Origin of the sequence: Salipaludibacillus sp. CF4.18 (assembly GCF_051262595.1) — a bacterium.
In the GTDB taxonomy this organism is placed as follows: Bacteria; Bacillota; Bacilli; order Bacillales; family Salisediminibacteriaceae; genus Salipaludibacillus; species Salipaludibacillus neizhouensis.
Genome location: NZ_JBIMEV010000056.1, coordinates 17,468 through 28,689, shown reverse-complemented (window position 1 = coordinate 28,689; position 11,222 = coordinate 17,468). Strand labels below are relative to the sequence as shown.

Below are 11,222 nucleotides of genomic sequence, written 5' to 3'. Positions count from 1 at the left end.
TTTATACTTATGATAACTGACTTATAGGAAATAACAAAATATTTATACGGACAGATTTTAAACCCTAATTTTAAAAATTAAAAAAGTCCTAAATCCTTGTCAAAGCTTTTAAATAAATGATATTCACCAGATATAACCTTTATACGGTAATGCCTCATCAATTAATTAATATTTGTTGATTTACTGTATAAAGCGTTTCCCTTTGGTAACTGTTTATACCACCTCACACTAAGTTCACTCTATAGTGGCCAGTGAAAACCTAGTTAATAATACTATGCGTAAAAGTATTAGCATTTACAAATAGCTGTAAGGCAAACAGCTGTTATTTAAAAGACTATTAAATCACAAGCAATAAAACTTCGGTAGATTCAAATATGATATCCTAAAGAGGTTCAGGTATTTAGAATCTAATAACTACTTCACCTAACTACGGTTTTATCAATTTTAACTCTTTATACAGCAGCATATATAATTGAACAAAGAGTACCATCCCTTCGATTGTACTTTTGCCTACAAGTCCTTACAATTCATATGAAAGTCTAATTATTTGTGTTCCATCTTCGGATTTAAACTTACCATCTATATATTCTTCAAAAGATTCTAATCCTAAAAGGTTACTATTCCATCTTTATCCTGTAACTCAATTTCTAATGGCTTCCACGAAACAAATAAGAATTGAACATTAACCTTTCCAGCAATTCCTATATATTTTTTTAGTGGCTCTGGTTCAGAAATCACTAAATCATATCTCCTTCTACATTTTGGATAATAGCCCTTCTTCCGAAACATCTTATCATAGTCTGATACAATTCCACTTGAGTTCAAAGAGTCAGCAATGAATTTAGCTTCAATTAAGAATAGCACATTTGTTTCTTCACAATAAAACATCAAATCAAAGTCGCCATAGTCTGTCTCTTCTGGAACTGTTGCTATTGGCACTTAATCAAAGCTTGTCCATCATATCTATGATTTCATTTGCTACATTCGCATTGTGTGCCTCTTGACGTTCTTTCTGGATTTTATTGGAGTACACATTATCCACCTCAATATAATTATCTGCTCATTATTTTTAACATTTATTTGGTTCTAAAAAATGTTATCAATAGTCTCAATATTTTTAAAAAGTTTTTTACTAACATTACTTTTTTTCACAAAAATCCACTTACTTCAAAAATTTGGAATCATATAAATAAAAAAACCTATTTATTTAGACCTACAATTACAACCTCACCATGTTTTTCCTTAGTCTTCAATACTTCCATTTCCATTTTACCAATACTCTCATTTTCAATGGCGATACATAACAGTTCCTTCGCTCTGCTCATACCAACATATGTCATCTTCAAACTTTTAAATTCATCAATATTGGGTTGTTTTTTAGTTCTATTAAGAATAAATTTTAGTATCCTTTTAATATCGTTAACTTTATAAAAAGTTTCTAAATATAAAGTTGCCTTATGAGTTTCACCTTTAACACCATGAATGGTATCTACTATAACAGTAGTACCTACTTTCGAATATCTATTATTATTATTTTGTTCAACTAACCCTTCCGGTAAATAAAATAATGAATTAAAATGGTTTTCATCAAAGTTCTCATTTTTTATAAATAATTCTAGTACTTCCTTTAAATACTCCTTTATATCATCATACACCTTTTGATCATTAGAAAAGATGGCTTTCGACCATAAGTATGTTTGTTTTCTTAATTTTTGGTAATATTCGTTTTTCTCTTCCTCAAGAGTTTTCTCGAAACTCCTCCAGTAACTTTCTTCAAATTCTATACCTACATATTTCAAATAGTTTACGCAAAATTCCAATATACTCTTGTACACATTTCCTACTGTTTGTTTTCTTTTAATATTCTTATTTAGACATATATGAAAGTTATATCTATCTAATTGATAAGCTACTTTTCTATATGATAAAAATCCTGGAAAGTAAGATTGAATTGTTGTTCGATCAGGATTGTCATGATAACTTACCCATCCAACTGCTTTAAAAGGATGTTTATCATCACTCAATTTAAACTTCTGAATTAGTTCAATAAACTGTTCTTTCACTTCTAGGATTCTGCTTTTATCGTATATTATGATATGTGGTGGGATATCGTCTTCACAGTCATTTTTACCTAATAGGTTCTGACCACCTTTTTCAATCCGAAGTGGATTAATAAAATTTGCAATTGATTGACTATACCTCATACTCTTTGAAATTTCATAATTTTTGAGTTCTATAAAATTTTGAGGTTGGTCTATGTGAATGCTTTCATATATCGCTTGGTTAGGGTCACCAAAACGTTGTATTATTGTCTCACTGCTTGCAAAGAGGTAATTAAATATTTCATTCTGGATAAAACTGTTATCTTGAGTCTCATCAACAAAAAGATATTTAAACCGCTTTGCAAAGAAACTTTTTATACTAGGATGTTTATTAATACATAATTGGGCTAGCAAATATGTATCTCTGTATCTTAAATATCCTTGAGCAACCAAATTTTCATAGAATAGTTCAAACAACTCTTTATAGAGACCCTTTTCTGGATTTTTCACAATAATCCTACCACTTTTCTTAAATACTATTCTATCTCCCTCTAAGTCCATATAAATACTACACAGAAAATCTGTTTTAAGTTGCCTTAGTACTTGTGAGGGTGGTTTTTTCTCAAATTGCCTTATTACTTGTCCAAAAATGTATTTATCTAACTTTCCCCAAGGAGTAATCTTCCTTATTAATTGATAATTAAATATATCATCATTAATCATTACTCTATTAATTCTAAAAGTCTCTTTATAATAAGGGAGAGCAAGATATTTATTTATAAAAGAATGAATAGTGCCAAAGAAATTTGGATAATTAAACAAAATATCACTTTTATATCCCAATTTATCTATTATTTCTTTAATCGCTACATTAGTATGGGTTAATACTACTATTCCCTTTTCATCAATAAATGGCATTTTTTCTGACAAAATACATAACTTTGCTAGTAAAATAGTTGTTTTTCCGCTACCTGGGCAAGCAATAACATCTATAGACTCACCCATACAACTTATAATTGGTACTTTTTCATCTGCATCAAATTTCTTTCCATCTTCTAGAAGAATCTTTTCAGCTACTTCTATATCTACAGCAGTAATGTTAGTTTCAATCACTTAAACCCTCCTCACTACAGACATGCTTAATTGAATCTATTAAATATTTAATATGTTGATCCGATTCTAATATTGGTCTAACGGTTTCTTCATTCATTTTTAATAAACTTCCTAAGTATTGTGCAGCAACTGCTTTAGATGCTCTATTCTTATACAAATCTTCATATATCCAATATGCGGTTTCTTCATCACTTCTACCAGTAGCGTAATCCTCAATCTCCTTTTTGGCCTCAATTAACTCACTATGGAGATCTAAGTTATCAATTATATCTTCATTAGATTTTATTTTTTTACTTATTTTTATTGAACAATGCATATATTCTCTCAATCCACTAAGTGAAATATCATATTCCATAGTCCATTTATTAATATTTAATTTTATAGTTTCTGTTTCATATTTTTTTCTTTTCTCTTCCTCCACGAGTTTTTTTACTGTTTCAATACTAAAACATTGTGTTACTTCCCTGTCGAAATCCGCAGCAAAACCTCTATAATCACTAAATTTTTTGATATTATTATGATCTAATATTGCAATCTTCGCTTTTTCTTTAGTCAAAAATTCTTCTACATGCAGAAAATCTAATGCTAATCCTTCATATTTATCTTTCAATTCACTAATCATAGCGTCGTTTAATTTGAAATATTTATAATTTTCATGATTACTATTGTTCCCATTGCATTCTAGTGGTTTTACATCTAGATCAGTTACAATTGCCACTGGGAAATCTAACGTTTTTTGTCCATTTATTCTCCTAAAAATTTTTGAGTATCTTAAAAAAGCGGTACTTCCTATATTCACCAATGACACACCATACTTATGTAACGGTTTATTTATTATTTCAGCCATTATTGGTATTAAAAGATTTTCAGCATCACCTTCAACGATAATAACTCCTTTTGCGAAGAAGAGATTGGCTTTTGTAGCGTCTAGAAATCTTTCGAGAAATTGGTAGTCACCGCTACTAAGTTCTGTAAATGAAGGTGCCATAGGGTAAGTTGAATTCTCTCTACATAAAATAATATTTTCTAATTTAACTTTAGAGGATAATGCTATACTATGGGAGCTTATTATATATTGCTCATTTTCGATATTACCTTTATCTTGTAAATATTTTATTAGTCTAAGCTGTGCCTGAGGGTGAAGATGAGCTTCAATTTCTTCAATTAGTGCCAAATTAAAATTTGACTCTATTTCAAATAACAATAATTCCATTGCAATAAATAACTGATTGAGTGAACCTAAACCAATTTTATTTTCATCAATATTTAAACTTAATTTGCGTAAAATTGAATTCAAGTCATTTTTAGAAATATCAACATAGGATTTATATTTATTTTCATTAAAACTAGTCCCCATAAAATCTGAAAGTGTTGAATCTAAGAAACCTGTAATTAATTTAGCCCCTTCTTCCCCATCAATAATTTCAAATATATCTTCTTTTTCTAAATTCTCTTTTTCAAAATAGTCCTTTATTCTAGTATTCGCAATTCTTATGTATTTCTCTAATGTATGCTCCTTATCTTTTTTATCAAAAAGAGGATGATTTCTTAATATTTGAGCAAATCTTGACTTGTAACCAGACGACAGTTCACTTTCTGCATCTCTCAACGGTTTTAAGTATGTAACCCTTAACAAATCCCTTGCCTCAAACCTCGTATCTAATCCTTCCTCACCAGCAGTTATAAAAGTTAAAACTTTATTATTTTTAATTTTTGCTCCCAATCGAATAATTAGTTCACTTTTTCCCTTGTCCTCCTTGTCAAAGGTTATCCATTCTAAAAATTTTCCTGACTCTTCATCAGATAATGACTTGAATTTGCCTTCAATCTTCAAATGATTTGCTCTTAAACCTGAATTATCAACAAAAAAGTCATCTTCTTCAACTCTATTGAAATCAAAGCTTTGAGTCCCTAGTAAATGTTTTACGGCATCAATAATTGTAGTTTTCCCGCAATCATTTTCACCAATAAGAAGGTTTAGACCTTGTTTGAAATTAACAATTAATGAAGGTTCCTCATCAACAGATGTCCCACCATACTTTCTAAAGTTCCATATCTTCAATTCTTCCAGATACACTAATACCACGTCCTACATTTTTTAATATGAGATTACCTTTTTCCAGATCAATCCAATTAAATTATACCAGTTATTATTACAATTATCCGTTTTTTTCGATGAGATAAGACAATCCTAGTTTGTTTATTTCTTTTATCGAAGTGTTAAAATAAAGTTCAGAAATGAGGTTATGCAACACAAATCAAAGTACATTTTTACAGAAGTGGCTGTTAGTGCAAACAGAAAAAATGCACTTGTGGTTCACACCTCAGGCAGAGGAGTCAAACTTGAACAAATCCAGGATCAGCTTGGTCATTACCGATGATCGATTACTTTTGAGTGTGTATCTTCACATTACAAACAACAAAAAAAGAAGCTTCCCATAAGTTTTAATCACTTATGAGAAGCTTCTTTTTATAAACATCAATTAGCAAAATGTTATCATTACACTCTCACTTCACTAACAAACATAGTCATAGCAAGGGTTTCAGAAGGGTTACATCATGCCGCCCATCTATTACCCTATTACCCGTTAAAAATAATAAAATACGTCTCATAAACCTTCGTACTGTGCAGCAAATGACTCTGATACTTTTTCGTATTTCTGATTCAACATAACCTACTCTAAGAATTTCATTGTAAATATGAAAGTCTTGTTCTCTTAAGTTTATAAGTATCGAATCCAAATCTCCTTTTTAAACTCCCTTATTTGTATATATTGGATACCCAGTTAATCTAAAATCTTTCCCAACCTTCATAATATCTGTATCCATTAATTCAACTGCATCTCGCATTTTATCTATACCTGATCCTTCTAAAAAGCTAGGAGCATCTTTCCCTCCAATTAGTTTAGGGGCAAAGTACAAGACCACTTTATCTATCATTCGATTCTCCAGGAATGAGGCGTTTATTGTGCCCCCACCCTCTATTAATACCGACGATATGTGATTTCCACCTAAAATCTCAACTACTTCTTTTATATCTACCTGTTTGGCTCCATTTGTACGAACAACTTTGATTCCGTTTGATAAGAGCTTTTTCTCTTTTTCTAAGTCAACATTTTTACTAGTAAAAAGCCAAGTTTCAGCTAGTTTATCCACGATCACTTTAGAATCTAAGGGAATTCTCAAATTTGAATCTAGAATAATGCGAATTGGATTACGTCCGTTTTGTATTCTAGCCGTTAATTCAGGATCATCATGAATCACAGTATTAACCCCAACAAGAATAGCCAAATTTTCATTTCTTAATTGATGGACATCGTACCTCGCTTCTTTAGACGTAATCCATTTACTATCTAAAGAATACGTGGCAATTTTCCCATCTAACGTCATACCCGTTTTTAACGTTATAAAAGGTTTTTTTTGAACGATGAACTTATTAAAAACCTCATTCATCCGTCTTGACTCTTCTTCAAGAACTCCAACAATGACTTCAATTCCTGCATCTTCAAGTATTTTAACACCATTTCCTGATACAACAGGGTTTGGGTCTAACGTTGCAATAACCACTCTTTTTAACCCTGCTTCTCGGATTGCAACAGCACATGGACCAGTTCTACCATGATGGGAACAAGGCTCAAGGGTAACATATATAGTTCCCCCCCTTGCCTTTTCCCCCGCCATTCGAAGTGCATGAATTTCAGCATGGGGTTCCCCTGCCTTTAAATGTGTGCCGATACCTACTACTCGATTCTCATTAACAACTACAGATCCAACTAAAGGATTGGGATCTGTCTGCCCTTTCATTGCCTTCGCATTTTGTATAGCTAGATCCATGTAGAATTCATGACTAGTCATTACTACTACATGTCTCGTCTTCCACCATATGACCCGAACGATTTACTTTTGTTTCTAAATACTTTTCATTAAACGTTGATCGATCTCCCCATAACGACTCTCTTCCCGATACAGGTAAACCAGCATTTTTTAAAGCCTCTAATTTTTTGGGGTTATTCGTCATAAGAATAACAGGCTTACTTCTTAGTGCTTTTAATACATTAATCGCATCACTGTAATCTCTAGAATCATCCACAAAGCCAAGTGCTTCATTTGCCTCAACCGTATCGTATTCATTCTCCTGGAGAATGTAAGCCATTGCTTTACTAAATAGCCCAATTCCTCTTCCTTCATGATTGGCTAAATAAAATAATGCACCTGTACCATGGTCGACAATATTTTTCATTGATTGTTTTAATTGAAATCCACAATCACATCTTTTACTTCCGAAAATATCTCCTGTATGACAGATGGAATGCATTCTCATAATGGCATCATCACTGTAACTAAAATCACCATAGGTTAAAACACTGGATTGCTGTAATTCAGCTAAATTAGCCGACGATAACTTTTCAATAATCCGTTCGAAATCCTCCGTTACCTCTTCACAATTTAACCAGCAATACCATTGAAAATTAACGGTCTCTCCATACAAATTAACAGGAATTTTTATAGGTCCAACTAGATAAATGGCTCCTTTTTCTGTTTCGATTAATTGAATTTTATCTTCAAGTACCGAAAGCACCCTTGATTCGAACTTTGTTTGTGTCATCCGTGTATTCCACCCTTTTTTCTTATTTTGTAGGAACCTATATATTTTTATAAAGGAAATTAATGGTTATCTATTTTATACCCTTTTTACTTTTACAAAAAGAGAGCACAACCTCTTAAATAGAAGTAATGCTCTTTTATCCAGATCTAGCTTAAAGTAGTTGTGTTTTCATTTTATTCTTTTCCTTTTAAAATGATTTGATCAAGAGAATATGCTTTTGACCCATTAATCGCAATAAAAACTGCTATTGCCAATAATGCTAAATCAAGTTCGTATCCACCTATAAAACCAGCGGACAGTTTTACTTTTACAATGGCCCCAACCATGATCAGTGCTAACAAACCAGACACAACTCTGCTAAACAAACCAAGAATTAAAGCAATACCACCAAGGAGTTCTAATAATCCAACGCCATACGCTAAAAATCCTGGTAAACCAATACTTTCAAACCAACCAACTGTATTCTCAATTCCACCTTGAAACTTATCTAATCCATGAACAAAGAATATCAAACCTAATACGACTCTTAAAATTAAAGTACCAATTTCGAATTTATTAATCATTTCATTTTCCTCCAATATATTTTATAATTTATTTCGTTTCTCCAAATTCCGAAACATGTGACTATATTATAGACGATTTAAAACCTTACTAATATTTTTAATATGTCATTTCCCGTGTGTCCAAAAAATGAGTATATGCATAACCCTCCATTGCGAGTAAAAGAACGCCGTGTGCAACAATTAATGAAGATGAATATTACATCCCTCCCTTTAATGTGTAGTTTGATATTCTATAATCCAACTTGGGATTATAGCCTTTTATATGCAAACTCTCTATATTTTTAATAGAGATAAAATATTCATATAAAGATACTCTTACTCAAAAAAATATTTTGAACAACTTAAATAATTCTTTATATGAATCTTTGTTATTTATAAGATAACAAATTAAGCTATGGATTGTCAACAGTTTTTTTGTTATTATATAAATATGTTTCTTATTAGAAAACTTTTGGGGTGATTAATTTGGATATTGGTACTAAGATACGTGCAATTCGAAACAGAAAAAAAATTACCATTGCACAGATGTGTGAAGGAACTGGTCTTTCAAAAGGCTTCATTAGCAATGTTGAAAATAACAATACTTCACCTTCTATTAATACATTAAATACAATAGCTTCATTCCTTGGAGTTCCATTACCATACTTACTTTTAGAAAAAAAGCATAATATGCGTATAGTACGTGAAAATTCAAGACGAAAATCAACTTTTAATGGTTTGAAAATTGAACATTTAACTTCAAAAGGAGGACTAAGAATGATGATGGTAGAATTCCCACCTGGCACAACGATTGGAGAACCTCATTCCCATGAGGGTGAAGAATGCCATCTAATCTTGGAAGGGAAAATCCTCGCTGAACAAGGTGAAGACTCGGTTATTGTTGAAGCAGGCGACTCATTTAGTTGGAATGCAAGTGTTCCACACTATGTAAAAAACGTTGGAGATGTAAAAGCTGTGGTATTGATCTCTATTTATTCAGATACTGAATTAATAGATATTTTGTAGAAAATGATGTAAATAGGAAATCCAATACAAATTGTTAGTAATGGATTTCCTATTGAAAAGCGTTGTAGTGTTGTAGTTATGACACCGAACACATAATTATTTCAATAAGAAAAGCAACTGCATAGTTTTTTAAGATTTATACATCTCCGGTGTGTTTATACTTCTTTCGTACGAACGCCCTTACAGTTTAAGCTGGGGATTCCCTCTTTTAGAACACCAGAGAAAATAATAATCCTCGTTGTCTTTCTACTACTTTTTAAATATTATCGGATCACATTTATGGCCATCCTAACCATTCCATTACATTTTTAACTTAGGTAAACTTTCTTTACGAGCTTTGTTTACTAGGCAATGGCTATAAGTTGATGGTGTGCCTCTTTATATATTAATTTTTTTCGTAGGCCTAGTATCCATGTTTGATGTATCGCTATCAATTTCTATTAATTGTGGTTTTTCTATAAAATTAATTCCCCTCAAAAGTCGTTGTATTACTTTCGGAAAAAAATAAGCTCCAAAGAAAGCACAAATGAATGCCTGGGACCATGTTCTTAACCATGTAACTACGAATCTATGGTCATAGCCATTATCTATTGAGACTAATATGAAGGAAATAAAAAAAGACATACTAAAAGCCATAAAAAATGCAAAAATAATATTTCTGTATCTAGCATTAATATTAATTCGTATTCGCCTCCTCATTATTGAATTCATCACACACTCTTTCAAAATTTCTTAAAGATATATTTTGAACTCATTCTCTTTTCATCGTACGCAAATACTGACCTAATGAAGAATCTGTCACCACTTCCATGCAGAAGCAACAATGCTTTAAGTGGTGATAAGTCTTAATCTTAATTACCTCTTGTATCATTATTTATTTTATTGATTTATAATACTCCTTTGCAACTTCTTCGTATTCTTCTTTATCTATATCCACTTTAGCATTTAATTCAGTTACAGTTTTTGTATCAAGTGTATCACTAACCTTATTAATAACTTCTGCAATATCTGGATTTGCTTCCAATATATTATTACGTACTATAGGTGCTAAATTATATGGTGGACATACTTGCTTATCATCATCAAGTAATAAAAACTCATCTGTATTCACTAACTGACCTTCCGTTGTATAGGCAGGTGTTACATCAGCCTCATTATTTCTCAATACCTCATATTTAATTCCATTATCATAGACCTTAGAAGATTCCCAATTAAACTCACCATATACTTTTTCTAAAAGAGGAATTCCATCTTCTCTGTAATCAGCCTCCCCCTGAGACGCAAACCTAAGTTCATTTGCGTGTTTTTGTAAATCAGAAATCGTCGTAATTCCCAACTCAACTGCAACTTTCTTCCAAATAACAAGTCCCGCTCCGTCATTAGCTTCTGAATAGTCTAACCAAGTAACATCAAATTGTTCATCATACTCTTTCTTTACAGTCTGATAAACTTCATCTGGATCCGAATTTAAATCCATTTTTAGGACAGACAATAAACCCGTACCAGTATATTCAGGATATAAATCAATTTTATCGTTAATAACAGATGTGTGAATAACTGAACCCGCTATGTTAAAAACCCTTTCTACGTCATACCCAGCATCTGCAAGAGCTAAAGAATATAATTCTGCTACGATTAAATTCTCCGTAAAGTCTTTAGATCCTACACGAATAGACTTACCTTCGCTGTTAGAATTACTAGATACAGTGCCATTGCCACATGCTACCAATCCCAGTGTTAATAATAATCCAATTATGCTTACTATAATTCTAGTTTTCTTCATTAAATTTCCTCCTACTACCGTAACTTTTGGAGTTTCTTAAGATTCCACAAGCAAAGATTTTAGTAGATCAAGTTTTTCCATTCCTTTCTAGCTACTTTCCTAGATAATTA

At 31.6% G+C, this 11,222-nt stretch carries 10 protein-coding genes; 2 read left to right on the top strand and 8 right to left on the bottom strand.

Annotation, left to right across the window (positions count from 1 at the left end; translation table 11 throughout):
* Positions 1-606 precede the first annotated feature (606 nt).
* From ACHABW_RS21670 to ACHABW_RS21660, 3 genes are all read right to left on the bottom strand, one after another.
* Positions 607-939, bottom strand: a complete 333-nt coding sequence (locus ACHABW_RS21670; RefSeq protein WP_435758492.1) for a hypothetical protein — start codon at positions 937-939, stop codon at positions 607-609.
* Positions 940-1,199: 260 nt separating this feature from the next.
* A complete protein-coding gene (locus ACHABW_RS21665) occupies positions 1,200-3,155 on the bottom strand; it encodes a UvrD-helicase domain-containing protein (RefSeq protein WP_435758490.1) in 1,956 nt (651 codons plus the stop codon).
* The gene (locus tag ACHABW_RS21660) at positions 3,148-5,232 is read right to left on the bottom strand and encodes an ATP-dependent nuclease (protein WP_435758488.1); all 2,085 of its coding nucleotides are present in this window, start codon (positions 5,230-5,232) and stop codon (positions 3,148-3,150) included. Before ACHABW_RS21660 ends, ACHABW_RS21665 begins: the two co-directional genes overlap by 8 nt.
* A gap of 169 nt (positions 5,233-5,401) precedes the next feature.
* Here ACHABW_RS21660 and ACHABW_RS21655 point away from each other — a divergent pair, with 169 nt between their 5' ends.
* On the top strand, positions 5,402-5,536 hold the full coding sequence (locus ACHABW_RS21655; RefSeq protein ID WP_435758487.1) for a hypothetical protein: 135 nt from the start codon (positions 5,402-5,404) through the stop codon (positions 5,534-5,536).
* Between the two features lie 370 nt (positions 5,537-5,906).
* Here the strand turns inward: ACHABW_RS21655 and ribD are convergent, their stop codons facing one another.
* The 3 genes from ribD to ACHABW_RS21640 form a co-directional block, all read right to left on the bottom strand.
* Positions 5,907-7,010 (bottom strand): bifunctional diaminohydroxyphosphoribosylaminopyrimidine deaminase/5-amino-6-(5-phosphoribosylamino)uracil reductase RibD, encoded by a 1,104-nt coding sequence (gene ribD / locus ACHABW_RS21650; RefSeq protein ID WP_435758486.1) that lies wholly within the window; start codon positions 7,008-7,010, stop codon positions 5,907-5,909.
* Complete coding sequence (locus ACHABW_RS21645; protein WP_435758485.1) at positions 7,003-7,761, bottom strand: GTP cyclohydrolase II; 759 nt, start codon at positions 7,759-7,761, stop codon at positions 7,003-7,005. Before ACHABW_RS21645 ends, ribD begins: the two co-directional genes overlap by 8 nt.
* Positions 7,762-7,934: 173 nt before the next feature.
* A complete protein-coding gene (locus tag ACHABW_RS21640) occupies positions 7,935-8,324 on the bottom strand; it encodes a DoxX family protein (RefSeq protein ID WP_435758483.1) in 390 nt (129 codons plus the stop codon).
* Between the two features lie 465 nt (positions 8,325-8,789).
* On the opposite strand from ACHABW_RS21640, the gene ACHABW_RS21635 reads away from it, so the two are divergent.
* On the top strand, positions 8,790-9,329 hold the full coding sequence (locus ACHABW_RS21635; protein ID WP_435758481.1) for a helix-turn-helix domain-containing protein: 540 nt from the start codon (positions 8,790-8,792) through the stop codon (positions 9,327-9,329).
* Positions 9,330-9,707: 378 nt separating this feature from the next.
* Here the strand turns inward: ACHABW_RS21635 and ACHABW_RS21630 are convergent, their stop codons facing one another.
* On the bottom strand, positions 9,708-9,965 hold the full coding sequence (locus ACHABW_RS21630; RefSeq protein ID WP_435758496.1) for a DUF2798 domain-containing protein: 258 nt from the start codon (positions 9,963-9,965) through the stop codon (positions 9,708-9,710).
* Between the two features lie 238 nt (positions 9,966-10,203).
* The gene (locus ACHABW_RS21625) at positions 10,204-11,112 is read right to left on the bottom strand and encodes a glycine betaine ABC transporter substrate-binding protein (RefSeq protein WP_435758479.1); all 909 of its coding nucleotides are present in this window, start codon (positions 11,110-11,112) and stop codon (positions 10,204-10,206) included.
* Positions 11,113-11,222: the final 110 nt, after the last annotated feature.

Excerpts from the sequence above, each read along its gene's own strand:
- ACHABW_RS21655 (WP_435758487.1), top strand. The coding sequence starts at position 5,402 with ATGCAACACAAATCAAAGTACATTTTTACAGAAGTGGCTGTTAGTGCA.
- ribD (WP_435758486.1), bottom strand. The coding sequence starts at position 7,010 with ATGACTAGTCATGAATTCTACATGGATCTAGCTATACAAAATGCGAAG.
- ACHABW_RS21645 (WP_435758485.1), bottom strand. The coding sequence starts at position 7,761 with ATGACACAAACAAAGTTCGAATCAAGGGTGCTTTCGGTACTTGAAGAT.
- ACHABW_RS21640 (WP_435758483.1), bottom strand. The coding sequence starts at position 8,324 with ATGATTAATAAATTCGAAATTGGTACTTTAATTTTAAGAGTCGTATTA.
- ACHABW_RS21630 (WP_435758496.1), bottom strand. The coding sequence starts at position 9,965 with ATGGCTTTTAGTATGTCTTTTTTTATTTCCTTCATATTAGTCTCAATA.
- ACHABW_RS21625 (WP_435758479.1), bottom strand. The coding sequence starts at position 11,112 with ATGAAGAAAACTAGAATTATAGTAAGCATAATTGGATTATTATTAACA.